At 50.9% G+C, this 24,424-nt stretch carries 15 protein-coding genes; 2 read left to right on the top strand and 13 right to left on the bottom strand.

What is annotated here, in order from left to right; all coding sequences use genetic code 11:
• Window positions 1-19 precede the first annotated feature (19 nt).
• Both QA596_04995 and QA596_05000 read right to left on the bottom strand, forming a co-directional pair.
• The gene (locus QA596_04995; GenBank protein MDG5766815.1) at window positions 20-7,102 is read right to left on the bottom strand and encodes a T9SS type A sorting domain-containing protein; all 7,083 of its coding nucleotides are present in this window, start codon (window positions 7,100-7,102) and stop codon (window positions 20-22) included.
• 196 nt (window positions 7,103-7,298) lie between these two features.
• A complete protein-coding gene (locus tag QA596_05000) occupies window positions 7,299-7,514 on the bottom strand; it encodes a hypothetical protein (GenBank protein ID MDG5766816.1) in 216 nt (71 codons plus the stop codon).
• 302 nt (window positions 7,515-7,816) lie between these two features.
• Here QA596_05000 and QA596_05005 point away from each other — a divergent pair, with 302 nt between their 5' ends.
• Window positions 7,817-10,720 carry an FAD-linked oxidase C-terminal domain-containing protein gene (locus QA596_05005; protein MDG5766817.1) on the top strand — a complete coding sequence of 968 codons (2,904 nt, stop codon included), beginning with the start codon at window positions 7,817-7,819 and terminating at the stop codon, window positions 10,718-10,720.
• 56 nt (window positions 10,721-10,776) lie between these two features.
• Here QA596_05005 and QA596_05010 read toward each other — a convergent pair whose 3' ends face one another.
• From QA596_05010 to QA596_05045, 8 genes are all read right to left on the bottom strand, one after another.
• On the bottom strand, window positions 10,777-12,024 hold the full coding sequence (locus tag QA596_05010; protein ID MDG5766818.1) for a PAS domain S-box protein: 1,248 nt from the start codon (window positions 12,022-12,024) through the stop codon (window positions 10,777-10,779).
• A 351-nt stretch (window positions 12,025-12,375) separates the two neighbouring features.
• Window positions 12,376-13,197, bottom strand: coding sequence for a diadenylate cyclase CdaA (gene cdaA, locus QA596_05015; GenBank protein ID MDG5766819.1), 822 nt, complete (start codon window positions 13,195-13,197; stop codon window positions 12,376-12,378).
• 79 nt (window positions 13,198-13,276) lie between these two features.
• Complete coding sequence (folP, locus tag QA596_05020) at window positions 13,277-14,062, bottom strand: dihydropteroate synthase (GenBank protein ID MDG5766820.1); 786 nt, start codon at window positions 14,060-14,062, stop codon at window positions 13,277-13,279.
• Window positions 14,063-14,188: 126 nt separating this feature from the next.
• Entirely contained in the window at window positions 14,189-14,518 is a 330-nt protein-coding gene (locus tag QA596_05025) for a DUF3470 domain-containing protein (protein MDG5766821.1), read from the bottom strand.
• A gap of 137 nt (window positions 14,519-14,655) precedes the next feature.
• The gene (locus QA596_05030) at window positions 14,656-15,864 is read right to left on the bottom strand and encodes an ectonucleotide pyrophosphatase/phosphodiesterase (GenBank protein ID MDG5766822.1); all 1,209 of its coding nucleotides are present in this window, start codon (window positions 15,862-15,864) and stop codon (window positions 14,656-14,658) included.
• 196 nt (window positions 15,865-16,060) lie between these two features.
• The gene (locus QA596_05035; GenBank protein ID MDG5766823.1) at window positions 16,061-17,305 is read right to left on the bottom strand and encodes a response regulator; all 1,245 of its coding nucleotides are present in this window, start codon (window positions 17,303-17,305) and stop codon (window positions 16,061-16,063) included.
• An 86-nt stretch (window positions 17,306-17,391) separates the two neighbouring features.
• The gene (locus QA596_05040) at window positions 17,392-19,608 is read right to left on the bottom strand and encodes a DUF349 domain-containing protein (protein ID MDG5766824.1); all 2,217 of its coding nucleotides are present in this window, start codon (window positions 19,606-19,608) and stop codon (window positions 17,392-17,394) included.
• Between the two features lie 224 nt (window positions 19,609-19,832).
• Window positions 19,833-20,618, bottom strand: a complete 786-nt coding sequence (locus QA596_05045; GenBank protein ID MDG5766825.1) for an SDR family oxidoreductase — start codon at window positions 20,616-20,618, stop codon at window positions 19,833-19,835.
• A gap of 162 nt (window positions 20,619-20,780) precedes the next feature.
• On the opposite strand from QA596_05045, the gene QA596_05050 reads away from it, so the two are divergent.
• Window positions 20,781-21,944 carry an adenylate/guanylate cyclase domain-containing protein gene (locus QA596_05050; protein MDG5766826.1) on the top strand — a complete coding sequence of 388 codons (1,164 nt, stop codon included), beginning with the start codon at window positions 20,781-20,783 and terminating at the stop codon, window positions 21,942-21,944.
• Between the two features lie 12 nt (window positions 21,945-21,956).
• On the opposite strand, the gene QA596_05055 is transcribed toward QA596_05050, so the two are convergent.
• The 3 genes from QA596_05055 to QA596_05065 form a co-directional block, all read right to left on the bottom strand.
• Entirely contained in the window at window positions 21,957-22,805 is an 849-nt protein-coding gene (locus tag QA596_05055) for a mechanosensitive ion channel (GenBank protein MDG5766827.1), read from the bottom strand.
• A 147-nt stretch (window positions 22,806-22,952) separates the two neighbouring features.
• Complete coding sequence (locus tag QA596_05060; GenBank protein MDG5766828.1) at window positions 22,953-23,447, bottom strand: DNA starvation/stationary phase protection protein; 495 nt, start codon at window positions 23,445-23,447, stop codon at window positions 22,953-22,955.
• A 244-nt stretch (window positions 23,448-23,691) separates the two neighbouring features.
• Window positions 23,692-24,411 (bottom strand): RNA pseudouridine synthase, encoded by a 720-nt coding sequence (locus QA596_05065; protein MDG5766829.1) that lies wholly within the window; start codon window positions 24,409-24,411, stop codon window positions 23,692-23,694.
• Window positions 24,412-24,424 lie beyond the last annotated feature (13 nt).

The following is a 24,424-nucleotide window of genomic DNA, read 5'->3' on the forward strand; positions in this document are numbered from 1 at the left end:
CGCTCACCTGTAATTAATCTTACTTGATCAGGGTCATCTTTCTTGTTGTGGAGAATGTCTCATTTTCAGATTGAGCAACAATTCTGTAAATGTACATTCCACTTGAGAGGTTAGACAAATCAGCATTGACTGTATGAGTACCGGCATTCATGTTCTGATCTACCAGTGTGAGTACTCTCTGGCCAATTGAGTTGTAAACTTCAATGGTTACGTCTGCGGCTGCCGGCAACTGATACGTGATGTTAGTTGTCGGGTTGAACGGGTTCGGGTAGTTCTGGTTGAGAGCAAACTCATCCGGAATTTCCACGATTTCCATTTTTTCCAGTTCGTAACGGCTTTCGTTTACAAAACCTCTGGCCTGAATACCTGCTGAACTGCTTGCATCTTCCAACTTGAAGACAACAGTTGCGATCTGACCGTTTCTTGCTGGTGTGGCACCGGCAAGGGCAAGTCTGAACTCACCATCTTCAATGTCGGAACGTGCTGTGATCCATCCTTCGGGAAGTTCAGCAAATTCGACTCTTTCGATGGAAGCCTGATTCAGGTCATAAATACCCTGAATATCCAGCGAGTATACGCCAGCTCCTTCGGAGGAAAGCATAAGCGGTACGCTGACAGTTCCTTCTTCTTCGTTGCGGGTCATGTCACCCCATGCAAGCGAACCGGAACCAATAGACTTGGCTGATGCATCGAACGGAATGGTTACGCCTTCCATTCTTGCAGCATACTGAAGAATGATAGCAGCGTCAAAGCTGGATACATCACCAGATTGCTTGACATTTGCTACATACTCCTGTACTGCATTGAATTCCACATCACCAACGTTGAATCTCAGAATCTGGGTAGCGTCAAAGGACGAGACCAGACCGTCAGCATTTACGTCACCGTAAGCAGGAACTGCAGTGACATCAAATACTTGGGTCACTACTGCCCCAATCTCATCAGTACCAGTAACCGTCACAGTTACTGCCTCAGGCTCAATACTGCTTGACAGTACTGTTACCGTGAGAATGTTGTCATCATCAATACTTGCATGAACAACATCTTCATCGGCTGCAGAAACTTCAAATGCAGCTTCACCGGAACCACCATCAAAGAAGTCAGCCAGGTCGATTTCGACATATTCTGCATCTTGCTGATAATCATCACCGGCTCTCAGTGTTTCATCATCGATGGTACCAACTGCAACGAAGGTAGCATTTACAGTTACATCAAATTCAACCGTCTCACTTGCTCCGGTCTGATCTGTTCCTGTAACACTTACTGTTGCTGTACCGACTCCTGTTGTAGTCAGTTCAACATCCATTCCGTCGATATCAGCAGTTACAACATCGGTATCATCGGAAGCTACAACGATGTCAATCGGAGATGCACCGCCTGTAAACAGACCTGTTACATCAACGACATATGTATCTGTGAGATTCAATGTCACATCATCAAGTTCACCGGCCATGAGGGCAGGCTCTACTGTAATGTTGACAATGGTTGCTTCAGTGTCGTTAAGCGCATCGGTCACACCAATGTTGAATGTGGTAGTACCGGGGCTTACGGCATGGATGGTCAGTGTATCAGCATCGATCGAGTACGTTGCGACATCGTCGTCATAACCAGAGATATCATAGGTATATGTACCTGTTCCACCTTTGAATACACCATCGGTGTGAAGCAGTGAGTGGCGAAGTACGACATCTCTTTCCTGACCGGCATTGGCTACAATGTCAGCCGGCTGAGTAGCTTCAAGGTTGGACTTCAGAGCATAGGTAAAGATGGTTCCATTACCGGCACGAATACCACCCTGTACACTCTGGACGATAACTGTCGGGTGGATATCCGGGAATGTACCGGACTGATAGCTCTGCAGATACTCATCCGCATCACCTTGAAGTCTCCAGGGGTTATCAACATGGTCTGCGGAGCGACGGATAATTCTCATATCCTCAACATCGGCGGTAACACCGGTAGTGGTGTATTCGCTGTAGTTTTCACGCTCGAGTTCCATGTCATATACAAGCGACGGAGACAACGGGCTGGATGTTTTTACATTCCACTTGAAACGATCAGGGTAGCGGGCCAGGTCTACACCAGGCTCAACACCATCGGGAACAGGGAAACCATTGGATCCCAACTCAGCAAGGGCGTTGTCCGGATCTACTTCGCTGTGAGTCGCCGTCATTGTAATTCCACTAGGAATTGCAGAAGGCTGATTGAAAGTAAATGAAACCGGTGCATATGCACTTGCGCCATTTTCAAATTCACCTCCAACAGGAAACTCAACACGGTTGGATGCAGTACCAGTACTCGGGAGAGTCTTGGTCACTTTACCAACTACATAGCTGTCTCCAGAGCGTGTAAATCCTTGATTGGATGTACTTGTATGCGTAAGAACAAGCTGATTATCACCGGTTCTCAGCAAACCATCAACAAAGTGGAAGTTGGAATTGTTTACAGTAAGGTTACCACCTGTCAGTTCAGCACCGGCCGGGTTATCCAACGTGACATCCACACCAAGTGTGAGTCCATCAGATGGTACGGCAATTGCCTGCAATTCGGTACCGGCAAACGACAGGTTTCCAGTTCCGGCTGTACCAACGATTACGCCTGCACTTGTAGCTGTGAAGTCTCCTACAAATGTAAGGGTGTAATCATCGATATCAAGAACATCACCATCGGCTACTTCAAGATTGGCGAATGTGTAGTCTGCATCAAGAGTGACGGTAATTGATCCCGCAGGAACACCGTTCACCTCTACAGATACATTTCCGCTGACAAGCTCGATATCAGTAGTATAAACTTGCTGATAAACAACTTCGTATTCATCAGCACTGAAAGAACCAGCTCCGACAGCCAGGTTACCGCCATTCATGATAACTTTACCGCCGTCAGCGACAGAAAGTGCTTCGTCGACAATGTCCAGGTCTCCTACAAGTGTCAGAGTACCATTCACGATGATGTCATCATCCATGGTCACATCAACCTGTACATTAACATCCTGAACAATGTCCGTTGCAGGCACTTCAGGCCCGGTAGTAATACCAGCAGTGGTCGTGTATACCAGATGAACAGCATCACCAAAGTGCGGAGCTGTGTTCAACACGGCAGCATTGTTTTGCCTTTCAATGGTAACACCATCGCCGATATGGAGCCTTGAAGCATCGGCTGCACCGCTGTTGTCGATGTCAAATGTTCCTGATTTAAGTATGAGATTACTTGTTACAGTTACCTCATCATCATCACCAGCAGCTGTAGCAATTTCAGAACCGTTGACAATCCTGAGGTTGGCGATTTCAAGGTTGTTGTCATCGGTGTCAATGGTTGCATTATCAAGCCAGACATAACCATCGGTCATGGCCAGTGTGCCCTCTACGTAAACAAGATTGTCGTTAATGTAGAGATTGTTGTCGGCAAGATAGAACGTACCATCTGTGTGGATATAATCCGAACCTGCTGCAACGGTAAGAATTCTTGTCGTACCATCGTTAGCGAGAGTTACGGTTCCATCCGAGTCTACCTGAAGGTTACCAGTAACGATACGATTGGCATCTCCAAGATCGATGGTAGCGTCATCACCGGTAAGGTCGACATCATTCGTAACATCCGCGAACAAGTCGGCATCGCCAGAAATGGTAAGCAGTTGGCCACCCGTAAGGTTGGCTTCTGCAATCAGTTTTCCGCTAACTTCAAGATCGCTAACAAGTACTGATGCGGCTTCAAGCTTTACATAGGGAACATCAGCACCGTCTGCATCAATATTTCCTCCGGATTCAGCTACCAGGTAGCCACCGTTGGAAGCATAGGATGCATCTGCATGACCCGTCAGCACTGTAGCATTATCTACATTCAGATCAAAGGTATCAAAGTAAACAGAACCATCTGCACCAACGGTAATCGCTCCGCCGGTAACATCTACATCCGATGCCAGCACTAATGTTGCATCACCACCACCAGCATTGTCTACAACGATACCACCTGTTACAAGACCCGTAGAAATTGCTGGATCTGTGTCATCACGATCAATCAAGGCAAGTGTAAGCGAAGCATCTGAGGCATCGTCAATGGTCACAGCCTGCTGGATCTCCTGGATACCAGAAATGGACACATCAGCACCGCCTACTGCAACAGCGGCATTGATAATATTATTGGAGGCAACAAAAGAGCCGGATCCACTAACCGTCAGGTTGTCACCTGAAAGCTCGAGGACTACACCTGCGCCTGTGTCGTCAATAAGGCCGTATACCTCGTGATCCACATCATCTTCTTCAAGCTTGATGGTCAGAGCCGCGCCGCCATCAATAAGAATAGCTCCTTCCTTAACAAGAAGTGATCCTTCAACTTCCAGATCCTGAGCTGCACCGTCACCTACCAGAGTTGCACCATCGTTGATAGTCAGGTTACCCTTGATAGTTACCGGGCTGACATTGGGAAGGTTCAGAACATCATCCGTCGTGGAAACGGTTACGTTGACCACTTCCGGAGTCAATTCGCTGCCAATAGTCTCGGCACCTGCCAATGCACCTCTGTACTCGAGGTCATAGTTGTTGTTCAGACCGTTAAATGTACCACCGGCCACTTCGTCAACTCCATCAGTTGATGCAGGGTAGACTACTACTACGGCATCATCACCGACAGGCGACAGGTCGGAAGCATAATTTGTACCATCCACATTCAATGTTCCTGAGATAAGAACAAGCTGATCGGTGAATGTAAGCGCAGTTACCGCATTCAGTCCAACGGTCGGGGTGTTACCGGATCCCGCTGCAATAAAGAGGTTTCCGAATTCACCGTCACCGGTGATATCAAAACTAGTCGGCAATGCATCACCACCCTGTACTACCTTGTTGAGTGCACCGTCAACACCACCGATATACACACCACCAGTAGTTGTATTGGTATAGTCGCCATTAATAGCAAGGCTGCCACCATCGCCATTCATAATCAGGTTAAAGCCCTGGAAATCAACGGAGGTTCCCGCCGTAATTTCAGCATCTCCCTCGGAACGAATGGAGCGGTTAACAGTAATGATTCCACCGTTGTTGTCAAATGTGACATTTGCCACCTGGAAGTTGTCACCTACACTGATACTCTGAGGTGCAGCACCGTTGAAAGCCAGTTCGGAACCAGCATCAGCCGTAAATGTTCCTGCGGTACGGGTGAAGTCTGATTCAATATTCAGAACAGCAGTAGCATCAAGGTCAGCAGCACCGGATGAAAGCACAAAGTCACCTTCTGCAGTAAATGCAACACCGTCAATATCAAGAGTTCCACCGGAAACGGTAGTTGCTCCTTCAGCAGTAGTTGCGATAATCACGTTCAGTGTACCCGCGGTGACTTCAATATTATTAACATCAATAGCGGCATTCTCAAATGTGGTAGTATTATCAGCATTATTCACCTCAACATTACCGAGGGTACCGCCATTAAAGCTGTTATTTCCACCTGTGACATAAAGCTTGCCACTTCCCTTGATTTCACCACCGTCTGTCACGTGTGCGTTAGCGCCGTCAAGAGTCAGGGTATTGGATCCAAGAAGAATACCATCACCAGCACCTGTACCAGCGTTGGTCAGCACACCCTCCACGGTAAGATCCGCAGTGAGTGTCAATGTAGAAGAAACATTATCATTGGAGACATTTCCTTCAAAGGTAGCGGCACCAATGGTAAACTCTCCGCCACCATTGTTTACAAGGTTTCTAAACACACCGGAGGAAGCAACAAACTCACCGGCAGCGCCATTCACCAGGTCTACCTCAAACTCCATGGTAAAGTTTCCAGCTGCATCCTGTACATCATCGGCTGTAACAGCTCCAATCTCAACAAGACCGCCAGCACCATTGGAAACAAAAATAACCGACGTCACATCGGCAGTCACATCATTGGAGGTCAATACCAAGTCACCGATCTTGAGATCACCACCAGCAGCATTTCCGATAAAGGGAGTGCCAGCTAAATAAGTCTGAGCTACATCGTCTGCGTCCAGTGTTACAGTGCCTTCAACTGTCAAGCTTCCAGCTGCTGCCAGAGTAATTTCTGATCCGTTAGTGGCATGCAGATCTCCGGTTACCAGAACATCGCCGGTGTTGTTGTTGATAAAGTCGGATCCACCATTAAGAGTGACGTTGCCGTTTACTGTCAGATCACCATCTGCTACGACGTAGTCGGCATCCACCTCAAGAGCACCGACTTCCACATCACCATCAGCGTGCGTGTTGTCACCGGTAGTAGTCAGTTTCCCGCTGACAGTCAGGTCATCTGTTGTATTAGTAAATTCGCCAACAGAAAGATCTCCGCTCAGAGTAACATCCCCTGCGGTTTTTACGAAAGCACCTGTCGTGGTGATACTTGCAGGAAAATCAATAGATGCACCGGCTCCGGAAAGATTCACCGTTATCGATCCACTTCCATAATCGCCGTACTCAGCTTCAGGTCCGGCGGCAGCATCAGCGTCTGTATAGACCAAGGAAAGATTGGCAGCTTTTTGAGGAGCCGCACCAGTGAACGCGCCATCTTCCTTGATGGAGATGGTAGTATTGTCTGCCAGTCTCCAGGAGCTTTCAGCATCAATATTGACATTACCGGATGTCAGGGTCAGAGACGTACTTTCTTGCTGCAGATAGGTTCCGTCCGCTGAGAGGAATGTCAATTCACCATCGATATCAACTTCAACGGTCGCATCTTGCAGCGTGACTATTGACTGAACGCCTGTCTCCAACTGGATCGTCAATGACTCCAGGTCATTGTCCGCATTAGAGGACGCCTGGACAGTCAGGTTACCACCATCACCATCGGCGCCATTGTAAGCACTGCCAAGAATAATGAGCGTACCGCCATCATCCAGCAGTTCCAGACCCTTGTTGATTGTAGCAACAGGAAGAGTCTCGGAACCATCATTTATGTTCGAGCCGTTCGTGGCGTCGACATAAATGGTATTCTGAGCCAGCGCCGTTCCTGCGCCGATCGCCACGGTAAACACAAACGCAACGAACGCGTAAGCAAATGACCGTAGCCACCTGTTTGGTATTAAAGTTTTCATATGTATCTCTTTAAATGATTGATTTTTGAAACGTGTCTTTCCCACGTCGTTGGTTTTTGAAGCTGTTAGCATCATGGATGTACTTTTTGGTTGTTGTTTTGCTCGAAAGGCCTGTATTCCATATTACCATAATGAATCGTATGAGACACCCCAGGCGCCCATTGCGAATCCGTTAGCATGTATGACCATGATTATCAATGAGTTCAGTTAATTATGCCAATGCGCCCAAAATCACTATTTACGATTCACATTAAAAGAATTTCGTGTCAATTTAAACAGTAATCACGTACTGCACAAGGCAAAACTCAATTTTTTCTAATTTACCAGCAACAGTAAACATAGCAAAAAAAACGGGAAATAAAACTTTTTTATCCGTCGTATCCCTTTTTTCTGAGTCAGTCAGGCAAGCATTTTGCTTTTTTGCCTTTTCCCCCGATCTCTGTTTATCCATTGCAAGATTGTGCAAAAAAAACATCGAATGCGTCAAGTTATCTTTCCTTTTCTTCAGACGCAATACATTCGTGAAATTGAAACAATGCATCTTTTTAGTCCAAAATTCGAAATGCGTCCAGCCTTTGAGTTTTTTACATTTCCGTACAGTCTTCGAGATTTGTCCTTTGCTTATCGGGTAATTCACTCATTTCTTAACAGATATTTTTTTGTATTTAATTGATGATACGCGAAGTTTGAGCCTGTTCCGTCCAATTTTTCTGCAACATCCTCCGAACACCGTTTAATGGTTTTCTCATTTATTGCCGGTGTTGCGGGCTCACTTATAAACCGCTAACCATGTCCCGGCCCGCATCCGATCCCGCTTTTATGGATTTCAGCCCGTTTACCCGACGGCTGTACGCATCCGACGCCTCTATTTATGAGGAGCGTCCTCTGGCCGTTGCGTTTCCTCGCAATGCCGAAGATGTTCGCCTGTTAGCCTCTTACGCACGGACACACAACCTGCCCGTTACCATGCGGGCCGGCGGCACCAGCCTGGCCGGCCAAACCACCGGCAGCGGAATCATCGCCGACATATCCCGGCATATGAACCGGGTACTCGAAATTGATCCGCAAAGGCGCATCGCGCGGGTTCAGCCGGGCGTAATCCGGGACCAGCTCAATCGCGAGGCCGCCGCGCACGGCCTCCTGTTCGGTCCCGACACCTCCACCACCAACCGATGCATGCTTGGCGGCATGATCGGCAACAACTCCTGCGGCTCCTACTCCATCATGTACGGAACCACCCGGGAGCATGTTGAGGAGCTGCACGTGATACTGAGTGACGGCTCGCCTGTCCATTTTCGCCCGTTGTCGGAACAGGAGCTCTCCGACAAAGTAAACCTGCCCACCCTTGAAGGCCGCATCTACCGGGAGATGCTTTCCCTGCTGAAAACGAATCGCGATCTTATCCTCAGGAACTATCCCCATCCGGACATCCCGCGGAGAAATACCGGCTACGCGCTGGACCGTCTCTGTGAAATGCACCCCGTCACACCGGGCGGCCGCCCCTTCAACCTTAGCGAACTCCTGTGCGGCAGCGAAGGCACCCTGGCGCTGGTCACCGAAGCGGTTGTAAGGCTCGAACCCATCCAAAAACACCGGCTGCTGCTCATCCCTCATTTTACATCGCTGCGCGAAGCGCTGGAAAGCACGGTGGATGCCGTGGCGTTTGATCCCGCGGCCGTCGAGCTGGCCGACAGACACATCCTCGACGCCACCAAAGGCAACCTGGAACAGAACCGGAACCGTTTTTTTCTGCAGGGCGAACCGGAGGCCCTGCTCATGATCGAGTTTCAGGGCAACAATTATGATGACATTCGCTCCAGAGCTCTCGAGCTCACTTCCCTGCTGCAGCAAAAAAAGCACGGTTACGCCTGGCCGCTGATGGAGGATCCCTCCGAAATGGCGCGCGTCTGGAATCTGCGCAAAGCCGGGCTCGGCCTGCTCATGGGACACCTTTCCGACTCCAGCTCACCGGAGTTTGTCGACGATACGGCTGTGAGAGTAGCCGACCTGCCGGACTATATCGCCGACTTTGAAAAAATCATGGAGCGCCATCACACACAAAGCGTCTATTACGCACACGCCTCCGTCGGTGAACTGCACCTGCGTCCCATCATTGATATAAAAACGGAGGAAGGGCTCGAGAAACTCAAAGCCATCGCGGTAGAAGTGGCCGATCTGGTCAAATCCTACCGGGGCTCCCTCTCCGGCGAACACGGCGACGGACGAATCCGCTCGCACCTTATTGAACGAATGGTCGGACCGGAGGTGATGAAGCTGCTCCGCCGGGTCAAGGAGCTCTGGGACCCGGAGTTTCTGCTCAACCGGGGAAAGATCATCGATCCGGAGCCCATGGATCGGCACCTGCGTTATTCGCCCCAATGGCGCGACATCCATGTGGATACCGTTTTTCACTGGCGTGCCGAAGGAGGGTTCGGCAATGCGCTGGAGCTGTGCAACGGCGCCGGAGTGTGCCGAAAGAAAGCGGAAAGCGGCGGCACCATGTGCCCCTCCTATATGGCCACCCTCGAGGAGAAGGACAGCACACGGGGACGTGCCAACATGTTTCGCCAGATTTTTGCGGAACGCCGCCAGGACGGGTTTACCTCCGACGAGATCCATGATGCGCTGGCGCTCTGCCTGAGTTGCAAGGCGTGCAAAACCGAGTGCCCCGCCAATGTCGATATGGCAAAGATGAAAGCGGAGTTTCAGCACGGGCGCCACCTGTCCCGTGGCACCTCCCGGGCCGACCGCTTTTTCGGCAACCCGGAACGGCTCTATCCCCTCGCCGGTGCCATGGCCCCTCTTGTCAATTTTGCCGCCGGCCTGCCTCCGGTCAGAGGCCTTTTTGAATATCTATATAATATACACCCCAAACGGAACCTTCCGGCCTTTCACCGGACCCCGTTCACCGCCCCTCTGAAAAAGTCCACGCCGACTGCCGGCAACGGGTCGGACGGGCAGGGCCCGAAGGTGCTGCTTGTCGTGGACTGGTTCACCGACTATCACGACCCACAAGTGGCCGAAGCGGCTTTCGGCATTCTGGAGCGCCTGGGTTGCCGCGTCACCGTAATGGGTCCGCTTGCCAGCGGCCGAACCCAGATTTCGCGCGGACTGCTGGATCAGGCCAGGGCCATCTGTGAAACGAACATCCGGAAACTCTCGAAATATGCCGAAGCCGGGTTTGCGCTGGTAGGCCTCGAGCCCAGTGAAATACTCACCTTCCGGGACGAGTACCCGGATCTGTGCGGCACCGAGCTGCAAACGAATTCCCGCAAGGTGGCGGAGGCGACGTACCTGCTTGAAGAGTTTCTCTGTGATGTGATTCCCGCCTCGGACATAAAAATGCATTTCAGCGGCGGCGGAGAAACGGTGCATGTACACGGGCATTGCCATGCCAAGGCGCTGACCGGCATGGCTCCCGTAATCAATGTCCTGACGCTGGCGGATTATCGTCCTTTCGCCATGGAAACCGGATGCTGCGGCATGGCCGGCAGTTTCGGATACGACAAGGACAACTTCGAAGTCTCCTTACAAATCGGCGAACTGGCGTTGTTCCCGGCGGTACGACAATTGGGTAACCGGGACCTGCTCTGCGCACACGGTTTCTCGTGCCGGCATCAGATTGCCGACGGAACCGGAAGGGAGAGCTTCCACACAGCGCAAATCATCTGGAACGGGAGAAGGCGGGGGTAATTCGCAAGGGCATCAAACGACAAGGAACAAGTTGCCGCTGCCCGGCGAGAGGCCGCTTACTGTTCCTCATGAATTAAAACTACCGCTCCCTTGACATCAAACGTCTGGATATCAACCGGTTTGGCATAATCCATAATGGGCATGACCTCACCGCTCTTGCCTACAATACGGTACTCGGAGCACTGCGATCGTCCCTCACTTACTTTCTGAAGGTGGCCAATGGCTTTTTCCCGGTCATCCGGGTGCACAAGCTTTTTCCAGCCCTCATGGCCTTCGCACTCCTCCTGGGTGTAACCGGTCACCTTCAATATCTCTTCCGATACCCAGCGGAAGGCGGGCTTTTGATCGCCGTTGAAACTGATGCCGTACTTAAAATCACTTTTTGTGTTGAAGATGCGGTTGAAGTCCTGGTTTCTCTGATAGAGCGTCTTGAGCACTTTTTTGCGCAATGAGATATTGCTGATCTCCATGCGCATCACCTTTTCTGTTTTCAGCTCAAGCGGTTTGACTCCCACCTCCACCTGGACCGGCAGGCCGCTCTTGTGCTGCAGAATAAAGCGATAGTCGGGTTGGCCGGAAAAGTCTTCTTTCCAAAGATCATCAAACCGATCCTTCAGGATGTCACCGTGTTTTTTGGGCATAACTTCCCAGACCTTCATTTTCTGCAGCTCCTCTTTCTCGTAACCGACCAGTTCCTGCAGCGACTTGTTGGCAAAACGGATGGATCCGTCTTCGGCAACATCCAGTACGGTACGTTTGGATGTTTCGTAGAAATCATCCATTTCGATCTTGCTGTCGACCAGCGACTGTTCCACGCGCTTTCGCTCCGTGATATCGTGCTGGTAGGAGACCCAATGGGTAATCTTGCCGTCATGGTCAACAAGCGGATGGATATCCCACTGGTTGACAAATTCTGAGCCGTCCTTTCTGTAGTTGATGGTTTGACCGAAAAACGCCTTTCCTTCCACAAGCGATTCGCGAAGCCGGTCGAGGGTTGCACGGTCGGTTTTGGGTCCCTGGAGGATACGAGGGGTTTTCCCGATCACTTCTTCTTTCTTGTAGCCGGTCATCTTTTCGAACCCGTCGTTGACATATACAATGCGGGGGCCCGGCTCTTCCAGTGTAAGTTCGGTAATAATAATCGAGTCGTAGTCGTTTCGGATAGCCGCCTCAAGGAGCTTGAGTTCTTTTTCGGTACGATCCTTGTCTTCAATAATTTTTTCGACCATCTCTCCCAGTGCACTGGCCGAAGCTTCGTCCTTTGCATGTTTCCGGACGAGCTGCATCGCTTCCATGATATCCATAATATATTGCCGTTTAAAAGTAGCTACAGTATTATTCGCCGGTTATTTTGACATCCTTGATAAATCAAGACTGATTCACGCCGGCAATCGGGTAATTGACAAACTCTATCCTTGCAATAATGCCCAGCGATCATAAAAAGTTCCCGGGGTTTCTGTTTTTTTGAAACGAAGCAAATGCAGTGGGAAAGAAAGGCGGGATGGGGTGAGAAAAGCCCTGTGCAGGGCAGCGGCGGTCTTCCGGGTTTCGTGTGTATGGCAGGTTAGATGGCGGAAGCTTTTTGAGTGATTTCAGGATCGGATTCACGCCTGCCTTGCTGATATCAATGCAGTGCCGAAGATGGGCTGCAGCTGTCAGCCGGCTTCCAATTCGGACTGCCTGAAGCTGGACGCTTCCGATTCTCCCTTCTTCTCTTCCCCAAGGTGCTTTTGCATTTCAAAACGAAGCTTTTGAATCGTCATGCCGCTGGTGAGGGAGCCGTTTTGCGCTACCGAGATCCTGCCGGTCTCTTCGGAGACTACCACCACCAGCACGTCATTCACTTCGCTGATGCCCAGCGCTGCCCTGTGCCGTGTTCCGAATACGGTGGATATGTTCGGATTCTGGCTGATGGGCAGATAGGCGCTCGCCGCCACAATTTTGTTATGCCGGATGATGACGGCCCCGTCATGCAGCGGAGTATCGTTGTTAAATATGGTCAGGAGCAATTCGCTGCTCACATCCGCATCGATGGCCACACCTTTATCCACCAGGTCGTTCAGGGTGGCACCCTTCGCAAAAACGATAAGTGCGCCGGTTTTCGAACGGGAAAGTGACTTCACGGCATCAATCACCTCATCAATAACCGAAAAAGAACCGCCGCGATCGAAAAACCGGTAGAGGCTTGTGTTTTCTCCAATATTATAGAGCAGCTTCCGGATTTCCGGCTGGAAGATAATGATCACGGCCAGAATCCCGACATCCAGCAGCCTTCGCAGTACAAAATTTATGGTGGTGAGGTCGAACATGCTCACAATGGCGTTCACACCGAAAACGATGATCAGGCCAATGACGACAGGCACGGCGAAAGAACCCCGAATCCAGCGATAGAGCAAAACAATAACGGCCGCTATTATCAGCGTTTCGATCAGGTCCTTTAAGCCAAATTCTAAAAATCCGATTGGCAAGATTACCACCGTGTTTGTTATGTGCTTCGGAATTCGGTGTACCTCCGGGATTCACACGCCGGAAAGTGTTGATGCGGACGGTTCTTTGTCAGGACAAAGCCAGGAAAACATCCAGTACATCCCTGGCTTCGCGGACATCATGCACCCGGCAAATCGTTGCTCCCAGTGTAAGTGCATGATACTGAAGCGCAAGCGACCCGGCAAGCCTGTTATCGACCGGCCTGGGCCCGTCTTTACCGGCAAGAAGCTGTCCGATCAAGGATTTCCTGGATGCGCCTACAAGCACCGGGCAACCCGTACGGCTAAAGGTATGCAAATGCCGCATTATTTGCAGGTTTTGCTCCAGGGTTTTTCCAAAGCCGATTCCGGGATCAACGACGATCGACTCAACGCCCCGGCTTCGGGCGTATGCCACCTTTTGCTCAAGGAATTCGAGTATTTCACCGACCACATCCTGGTAGCCTGTTTGCTGCTGCATGGTTTTGGGCGTTCCCCGGCTGTGCATGATCACCAGCGCGGCACGGTGCTCGGCGCACAAATCGGCCAGTTCGGGCGCCGCCCGGAGTCCGCTTACGTCATTGACCATATGGGCCCCGCACTCCAGTGCCCGGCGGGCCACTTCAGGCTTGGTCGTATCCACCGAAAACATAACGCCGGGGAATTCCGGCACGGCACGCTCCAGCACCGGTATCACCCGCGCGAGCTCCTCTGCTTCCGGAACCGGATCGGAACCGGGACGTGTGGACTCCCCTCCCACATCCACAATGGCCGCACCTTCCTCAACCATCTGCCGGATTCGCTGCAGGGCAGGTTCGGTGCCGGCGTAATGGCCGCCGTCCGAAAACGAGTCCGGCGTCACATTCAAAATCCCCATCACACAGGGGGTTGAAACAGCAAGCGCCTTGCCCGCAAGGACAAAGCGCTTGTGTATAGAATCTTCAGAATCAGGACTTCGATCGGGCACGTGTAACCTCTGTAGGTTGAGTTGCAGCGAAACCCGTTATTCTTTAATCATATCTTCCGATTTCTCCTTTTCCGCCCATTCGTCGGCATCCGGGAGAGGATCTTTCTGTTCGTTGATGACCTTGTCATCCCACAGCTCGGCAAGCCGTTCGTTCAGTTCAATATAGTGTTCCCATTTTTCAGGCACTTCATCGTCCGGAAAAATTGCTTCGACAGGACACTCGGCAACACAGGCGTCGCAATCAATACAATCGTCAGGATGGATCGTCAGGAAATTGGGCCCTTCGCGAAATGCGTCAACCGGGCACACTGAAACACAGTCTGTGTATTTACAGTTAATGCAGGGTTCGGCTACTACGTACGTCATTCTGATTACCTTGCTTGGTTTCTATTTTGTAATTGCAATAAAAGCTGAATATCTGTTGCATAAGTACTGACCTATGCCGACAAAGTCAAACATATTGCTAGAAAAAGTCAGATTCAATCCAAATAACCGATGTCCCGTCACTCTGCGAGCATGTGACGAACTGCCTCCAGGGAGCCGTCGTTTTCCGCAGGGTCAAGCCCCAGAATGTGACAGATCATCTCGTAAATATGAATCAGTTCAAACGCTTCCACCTGCATCCCTGATTTGAAATCCGGTCCGTCCGCCAGGAAAAACGTGCGCATTTCCGGCTCACGGTGGTCCCAGCCGTGATTTCCGGCAAGTAATCCGCGCCTTTCGAAAAACGAGCGGCTGGTAATAGACCAGGGGAGCTCGGCGACCATGATAATTTCCGGGGTGCGTCGATGATTTCCGATGCGGTACTCATCGGGGAGCTCGTCCCGGTAATAGACGCGGTAGTGCGACTCTGCCTCTTTAAGGAGGCGGTACACCTCTTCCGTTTTACCCTCATCCGGACGAATCATGGAGACGGGTCCCCAGCCGATGACCCTCACATCATCCAGGTCGATGATCTCATCCAGAAAAATTACTTTATCATCGGATGTGGCGGCCATACCATGGTCCGATACGATGACGATGTTGGTGGTCTCGCGGAGGCCGCTGCGTTCCAGCTCCGCAATCAGATAGCCCATGTCATCATCCATGTCGGCTATGGCTTCGGTCACTTCGATACTATGCGGACCATGACTGTGACCCCGGGAATCCAGGCGGCTGAAATAGAGAGTGATGAAATCAGGACGGCTCTCATCTTCGAGGGTCAGCCAGGTGATAACCGAATCTATCCGCTGCTGATGGGGCAAGGAGCTGTCGTAGCTGTTCCACCGGGTTGGCCGCACTCCAGCAATTTCGGCTTCGCTTCCCACCCAAAACATGGATGCGGTCCGCATTCCCTGATTTTCCGCAGTAACCCAGAGCGGCTCTCCCTCATACCAGCGCCCTTTTACGATTTCGTCCCGGTTGCCGAGACTGAACGTGGCTTCCCATTCCGGATCGTACATGCTGTTGGAAAGGATTCCGTGATTTTCGGGATAAAGGCCGGTAACGATGGAATAGTGATTGGTGAAGGTCAGTGTTGGGAAAACCGGAATAAGATAATCCGCAAGCACTCCGCTGCCGGCCAATGCGTCAAAGTTGGGGGTTTCTGTGCGCTCCAGATACTCCGGCATGAAACCGTCGACAGAAATTAGAATGACCGGGTTGGTTTCCGCGTGTACGGGAATATAGCTGATCAGAATGGCGAGCGCCGCCGCGAGTACTCTTTTTTTCATTGGATCCGGGTGCCTGGATGGAGGGGTGTTTAGTGAAGTATGAAAATATCTGTTTTCGAAACAAAAGACACCCGCTGCCGGTGATTTCGGCTTGTCCGGCGCCAACTGCTCGTAACGCACCGCCGAAACCGGTTTGTTGCCGCTCGTTACGAACGAATTCGACCCTTTCAGCCGAATAGAGCCGGTCAATGAGGGATCAGCCGGGCAGCCGGAAGGTGTATCCCTCTCTGGCCAGTTCGGCGTGAATACCGGTACCAACAACGGCTTTTTCGAGCCTGTCGGAGACGTTGTCCAGGTACTGATCGTCGGAATCGGGGTCAAAGTGTATGAGCATCAAGTGCTTGACCCTGTTTTTTGTGGCTCTCTCAAGAGCGATTTCCCAGGCGGAATGGCCCCAGTTTTTTTTCTTTTCATACTCTTCGAGACTATACTGGGCATCGTGTATCAGCACATCGGCATCCGCCACAAACCGGTCGAACTGCTTCAGGAACGGGTCCTCCCGCTCGTTGGAATCTACATTGATTGCACTCAGCTCGTTATCCGGACAGAAGACGATCACTTTTTTCCCGATTCGGACTTTGTAGATGGCTGTTTCCACCGGATGGTTGGCGGACATATACTGGATGCTGTAGCCGTCATAGTGCTGTACCGGGTGCGACTGCGTATGATACTCCAGCCGCGCCTGCAACATTTGGGATGTCACCGGGAAATAGGTATAGGACATCTGGTCCAGCAGCACCTCCTTGGTATTTCCAGCCATTTGCGGCGGCATGTGGATATCGAAACGGTTATCCGGTGAAAAAAGCGGTTTGAAGAAGGGAAAGCCCTGGATATGATCCCAATGGGCATGAGTAAAGAATATCCGTCCGCTCATGGGCTCGCTGGACTTTGCCAGTTCGTTGCCAAGAGAGCGGATACCGGAGCCTGCATCAAAAATGAGGAGCTTTTTTTGTCCCGGTATGATGATTTGCACACACATGGTGTTCCCGCCGTAGTTCACAAACTTGTTTCCGGCGCAGGGTGTAGATCCACGCACCCCCCAGAACCGGATATCGATGGAATCCCCCAGAATCTCATCGATTTTGTCGGCGAACAAACCGTAGTCCATTGGCTTGTGGAAGAAATCGGTGACGCCTGATGCCATGGCGATCTCCTTTTCCACGGGATAGTCCCTGGTGGTAAGCACCAGTATCGGAATTCCGTTCAGGTCTTCGGTATTCTTGAGGAGCTTGCAAAGATGGAGTCCGTTGCCGTCGGGGAAATGGAGGTCCATGACGATAAGGTCCGGCATAACCTCCCTGACTTTGTCAAGCGCCCCCTCGTAGCTGTTGTGATGATGGAACGTATACCCTTTTTTCATGAGAAAAGACCCGATCAGCTCACAGAGCGTGATGTCGTCTTCAATCATGAGAATGGTAATATTCTTATAGGGATCTTCCATCAATACTGTTTCTCTCTGGCTCGATTACGTAAAGCCGGGCTAATCCGTCCAGTTCGATGATCTGTCTGCCGGAGGCCGCGCAGAGACTACTCCTCCATTTTTTGCCTCAAATCCTCGAGTTTCTCCAGCTTCGCATTCAGCTTGTTCTGTTCTTTGTCAATTTTTTTCTGGATGTCGTCAATCAGTGCATTTCCTTTTCCACCGGGGTTGATAAAGGTCATGGTATCCTTGTATCGCATGATTTCCTCATGCATTTTATCACACTCTTTCTTCAGCTTAAAGTACTCGTCACGCGCGCCTTTGCCGGCCCGGCCTGAAACCGGCTCTTTGCCGGTTGATTCCGAACGGCCCCGGGTGGTGGCACGGAGTTTGTCGTAAAACGTGTCACATGCGGCCTTGTAATCCGAATCGAGTCTGGATTTCTTCTTTATCGGCACAAAGCCGATTTTTTTAAACTGTTCCTGCAGTTCCTTCACCTGTTCCAGGGCCTCTTCGACATTCTCCTGCCCGGCCAGCTTTTCGATTTCAGAGACAATTCCCCGCTTCTTCTCGTAATTGGCCTTCTGATCTTCACGGACGACCCGGTAGTGCTTGCGTCTGTTGTCATAAAACGCATCCATCGCCTTCTTGAACCGGCTCCAGAGCTTGTTGGATTTCCGGCGCGATACCGGACCGGTCTCCTTCCATTGCTTCATCAGGTTCTCAAGCTCGGCTGAGGTCTCATTCCAATTGGTGCTCTCTTTCAGCTCTTCCGCTTTTTCGCACAAGGCTACCTTTTGTGCAAGGTTTTCCTGCTCCTGACGGCGGATTACATCCTGATTCTCACTTTTGATCTTGTTGAACTTCCGGGTAGCCTCGTTAAACCGCTCCCAGAGCTCATCGTTTTTTTCCTTGGGTACGGCTCCCGTATTTTTCCAGTTCTTATGGAGGTTGTTCATTTCCCGCACAGCCAGGGCGAGGTCTTTTTCCTCCGCCAGTGCCTCCGCTTTCTCGCACATCCGGATTTTTTTCTGGATGTTCTTTTTGGTCTGTTTCCGGAACTTTTCGTTGTGCTCGTATTTCCTGTTGAAAAACTCGTCACGAACGGATTTGAACTGCTCCCAGACCCCTTCGGATTGCTCCATGGGAACATGCCCGATTTTTTTCCACTGTTTCGAGAGCAGTTCCATTTCGGCATCTCTCTGGTCCCAGTTCTCGGTATCCGGTCCGAGCGCCGCCACAAGCTGCTTCATTTTGTCCAGTACGGCCAGCTTGCCTGCAAGATTCGCCTCCTCCTTTTCGGCTTTTTTGACGAGGAAAGCGACTTTGTTCTCATTAAACTGTTGCAGCAGATCGGCAAACCTCTTCTCCTGGGCTGAGGCCTCGTCCCCGCCGGGAAGGTCTTTGATCTCCTCCCATCGGCTGCTTATGGAATTGACCTGCTTGATGGCCTGCCATTTCTTTTTGTTGATAACCTCCTGCAACTGTTCCAGAAGCCTTTCCCGCTTTTCCAGGTTGGCCTTTTTCCGTTCCTTCTTTTTCTGATGCCAGGCTTCCTTTCTTTCGGTGAACTGCTTTCTGGCATCATCCCGCTCTTTCAGCAAATCGGCATATCCCGGTTCGGAAGCCAGTGATTCATCCGCCGCCACAATATCCTGCCATTTTTCCTGAATCTGTTCGAAGCCGGCCTGTCCGTGCATCCAGTCGTTCTGTCTTGCCAGGTCACGGGCATGAGAGGCAAGAGCAGCCAACGGGGCAAGGCTCTCAGGCAAGTCTTCACGTCTCTTCTCTTGCGGCTCCGTCCCGGAGCTTTCCGCCGGTTCTTCCGCGCTTTCGGGTTTTCCGTCAGCACTCGCAGCCGGGGCCTCCGCACTTTCCGAAACCTCAGCAGTACTCTCCTCCGGCTCTGAAGTAACTTCAGATGCCTTCGAGTCATTCTCTACCGGCGCGTCAGCGTTTTCCGTCAATTCTGCAGGTTTTTCGGATGTCTCTTCCGGCTCGGACTTCTCCTGATCCGGCTGCGATGCAAGCCCCTCAACTTTCCCAAGCAATGCCTCAAAATCTCCAATGGCCTTCGCCGACAGGATCTCTTCGCGCAGCTGTGCCAGACTGGCCTTTAAATCGTCATTTATCGTCACCTGCTTCAACCGAAGCAATTCGGTATTCACATACTTCTCAAGTTCCGTAAAACGATTTTCAAAGTAAGTAACAGCCTCATCAGCAGCATCCGGTTCAACACGAGCGAGTTCCCTGCCCGAAAAATTTGCACCATCCTTCTGTCGGATGCGTCCGTCGTCTGTCACCGTCACATGTTCTCTTTCCATCAAAATCACTACTTAAACTGGTTTAAATATTTATCAGATTGCTTTATATAACGAAATAACTGCAATAATATCACTTGCAAATCCAGCAAATTGTCATGCGAACCGGATTAAGAACTCTGCCTATAAAACAAAACCATCCACAAGCCTGCAAATTATAGAGCGTAATAGAATAATAAAAATCACAGCGATAACAAACAGGATGGACGGCAATAGAGTGATATAAACTACTTTTTCATGGCCAATTCACCGATCATTAGTCCGATTTTTATGGGAATCCATTTACTGAGCAGCAAGGGAATTCGTAGAAGGGGTCTTGAGAGAGTCATGCCCTGATCCGCGGCTAGGCCTTTCAGACCTCTGAGGGCAACCTCGTCAGCCTGCTGCAGTCCCCTGAAAGCTGACTTCGCCTTGTCAACTCCGGCCACATCCATAAACTCGGTGTTCACCGGTCCGGGGCAGAGTACGCTTACACGCACACCGGTGTGCTTCAGCTCATGCCACAGGCTCCAGGATAAATTGATTACGAACTGCTTTGTCGCAGAATAGACACCAAAATAGGGGATCGGCAGAAAACCGGCCATGGATGCGACATTCAGTACACCGCCGTGGTTGCGCTCCAGCATGCCGGGAAGCAGGGTGCGGGTCAGTGTCACCAGCGAGTTCATATTCACCTGCATCATTTGCTCATAGGTTTCCAGCGGAGCATCCTCAAATCGGCCGTTATACCCGAAACCGGCATTATTGATGAGGATGTCAACGGAGATCCCCTTTTTGTCGAGCTGGTCACTTAGTAACCGGGCACCGTCGGGGTCGGAGAGATCAGCCGCAATCACGGTTACCTCTGCGTCATGCTCCTCACGCAACTCGGCCGCGAGCTGCTCCAGGCGATCCTTGCGGCGGGAAGTGATGATCAGTTCGGCACCCCAGATGGACAGATACCGGGCGAAAGCAACACCGATACCCGAGGAGGCACCGGTTACAAGAACCTTTTTGCTTTTAAAATAATCCATATCTTTCACGTGAAGAGTAAAGGAATTGTCTGTTTTGGGTTTCCCGAAAAGTAACCTTTTTTGTTTCCATTCAGTTCAAATTATTGTAAGATAGGCCGGCATTTGATTTTATTCGCAGTTTCTTCCGCAATGTATTACCGGATCATCATCCGATACCTTTAAATGAGCACGCATCACCGAGAATTTACCATCCTTGTAGTAGAAAGCAACCAACTGAACCTGGAGTTGCTGCTCACCTTCTTCATGCAGAGCGAGTATCGGATCGCGGCTGCAACAACGGGTATCAAAGCGTTGAAGATTTGCGAGGAAATCACACCCGACCTGATCTTGATGGATGTCCAGATGCCTGAAATGGACGGGTTTCAAACGGCGGGAAAACTGCTCAAGAATCCCAAAACCCAGGATATTCCCATCATCTTCACCTCTACGCTCACCGACAGCAATATCATTCTTAAATGCTTTGAAAGCGGAGGGATCGACTACATCAGTAAGCCGTTTAAGAAAGCGGAGCTGCTTGCCAGGATACATACGCACCTCTCTCTGAAAATTCTGCGGGAACAGCTGCAGACCGACCGCGATCACCTGACCGCGATTTTGCACAATATGCTTCCAATGGGGCTGATTAAAAGTCTGAGGAACGGCGAATTCCCAAAACCGGTATCGGTGGACACTGCCGCCACCCTGTTTACCGACTTCAAGAACTTCAGCAGTATTACACAAAAGCTGGGTTCGAAGAGAAGCGTTGATCACCTCAACCAGATCTATTACGCCTTCGACGAGATTGTGGAAGCATTCGGTATGGAGCGGATAAAAACCATTGGTGATGCGTACTTCGCCGTTGGCGGAATCAATACCCATCCTTCCAACATATACCTCTACCCGATTCTGGCCGGACTGAAGTTCAAGGAGTTTGTGGCCTACTACACTGAGCATAAAACCGATGCCGACTGGCAGCTTCGTATCGGCTTTGCCGTCGGACCCGTGACCTCCGGTGTGATCGGCTACCAGAAGATCGCCTATGATGTCTGGGGCGATACGGTGAACCTGGCAAACCATCTGGAACATGTGGGCCGGCCGGGCTATGTCGTTATACCGGAATTTATCTATGACAAGGTCCGGGATTTTGTGACCGTGTCGTTCATGGACACCATCCACTCCAACCCCTGGGGAGAGTTGAACATCTACTTCTGCTCCGGGGTCACCGACAATCTGCCGGAACCACTAAAAGATATCATGCAGGAAATGGATCCCGAGAAACTCTTCAAAAAATCCTCCAGCAAGAAGAGCCTGCTTAAAAAGATCTTCGAGATTCCGGGCTCATCCTGAACAACCAGCCAGTCATGACATTTTTTCCGCCAATGATGAATTGTGCAGATGGACATCCCGCTGCGGAAACGGTATGGTAATACCCTCCTTGTCAAACCGCTGCTTGACAAGTTTGGTCAGGTCCAGCATGGTCATCCAGAAATCGGAGGTTTTTGTCCAGGGCCTGACCAGCAGGTCCACGGAGTTGTCTCCAAGTTTGCCGACAGCAATGAGTGGTTCCGGGGTTTTCAGTACTCGTGGCTCCTCATCAAGGACTTCCTTGACCACCTTCATGGCCTTGTCGATGTCATCACGGTAGCTGATGCTGAAAACCATGTCCACCCTCCTGGTTTCATTCCTGGAGTAGTTCATGATCTCGGAGCCCCAGATTCGGGAGTTGGGCAGGATGACAAATATATTGTCGAGAGTGTGCATTTTGGTCATGAACAGCCCAATTTCATCCACAATACCGATCGATCCCCCGATATTCACGAAATCTCCGTTTTCAAAGGGGCGGAACGAGAGAAGCATCACCCCCGATGCCACATTGCTCAGGGTCCCCTGCATGGCCAGGCCGATGGTCAGGCCGGCCGCACCCAGCAACGCTACCAGACTGGTCGTCTCGAATCCGAATTGAGCCAGCACTGCAATAAGCGTGGCGAACAGAATCACCATCTTCGCCGTTTTCGCGATGAGCGGGGCGAGGGTGTCATCCACTCTTGGGGATGTTTCACACACTCTGCCCAGACGTTTGCCGACCCATCCGGCAACCAGCCATCCGATGATCAGAATGGCGATGGCTCCCAGTACATTCAAACCATATGGAATTACCTGTTCGGCAATAATTTCGTTGATTTCACCTGCCTGTAAATCGTAGTTCATGTCGGATAGGGTTTAACGGTAGTACAATGTGACAGATATGAATGGAGCAACCGGTTACAATTTACGGCAGTCCGTAAAAACTAAAAAAAAAGCAGCCGGAACGTACCGGCTGCCTTTATAATAGCTGATTGATGCACCTGCTTTATGCTATTGCAAATGGCTTCGGAGCATCCATGCAACTTTTGAGTGGTTTCTCAGGCGCTCGGTGACAATGTCAAGTGACGCCTCATCCTCGCCGTCTTCACATGCGGGGAGGGCCTTTCTCGCGGTACGGATGACCGTCTCGTTGGCCTCCTGGAGGCGCTTAACCATTGTTCGTTCATCCGGCACCCCTTCCTCCTCGGTGATACTGGTGAGTTTGGAGTACTCCTTGAACGAACCCGGAGCAAAATGTCCCAATGTCCGGATCTGCTCGGCAATATCATCAATGGCTGTGGCCAGCTCGGTATATTGTTCTTCGAACATTTCATGAAGCGGCTGGAAGTTCATTCCCGTAACATTCCAGTGGTAGTTGTGCGTCTTCAGGTAGAGCATATAGGTATCCGCCAGCAGATGGCTTAACGCTATTGCGATACGTTCACGCTTTTCATCCGGAATTCCGATGTCAATATTGGCATCTGTTTTTTCAATTACGCTGTCCATAATAGTTTCCTCCTGCAGTTTTGCTTTATTAATGTTCTATCGAACGTTTTTCTTTTACACTACGCTCAACGAAACTGAGCGGTAATTCGTTCTGTTTCCCGGCATGCGGCACACGTTGCCGTCGTACCTGGGAGAACAGCGGTCACTCTCACGGACAATCCCGGTACCCGTACAATGCGAACACGTCTGAGTCCGGGTTTTTTGTTGCCTGGAAAGCGGTACCCAGGGATTCGCGCAATATGCGTCAGTTGCGGTTTCGATGATACACAAGCAGCCGCTTGAAATCTTTCGGGACCTGCGCTTCGAGTCCCACGACGGTGTCGGTTACGGGATGGATAAACTCCAGGCGCGAGGCATGCAGTGCCTGCCGGTCGATCAGTTTCTCCTCCTGTTCGTCTACGGAGTAGTGCCGATCGCCAACCGTGGGATGACCGATTTCCGCCAGTTGCACCCGGATCTGGTTTTTCAGGCCGGTCTCCAGCGCCACTTCCAGCAGACTCGAGTCCCGAAAGCTTTCAATAACCCGAAAGTGGAGAGACGCACGGGTGCCGTCCGGATCTTTTTCAGATACCACGACATTCCGAAATCCCTCTTTCACCCGTTTCATATAGTGAACCAGCTCGCCTTCCGGCGGATCGGGTATTCCTCGCACCAGTGCCAGATAAATCCGCGCCGGCTCATGATTGCGAAACTGCTCAATCAGCCGGCCGCAAGCCCTCCTGCTTTTCGCGAAGAGTACTACGCCACTTGTAAAACGATCGATCCGGTGTACCGTGTGGGCGCTTTTCTTCTCTTTTTCCAGGTAGTCGTCCAGGCGCTCCTGAAGATTGGCGGATTTCATTCCGGGGATGGGAACCGTCAAAATTCCTGCCGGCTTGTTGACCGCAATCAGGTGCTTGTCCTCATATAATATCTCCGCCCGAACACGGGGGGTCAGCCGCACGTAGCCTTTCTGTTTTTTCATCGGTACAGGTGAT

This window comes from Balneolales bacterium ANBcel1, from assembly GCA_029688905.1.
In the GTDB taxonomy this organism is placed as follows: domain Bacteria; phylum Bacteroidota; class Rhodothermia; order Balneolales; family Natronogracilivirgulaceae; genus SLLW01.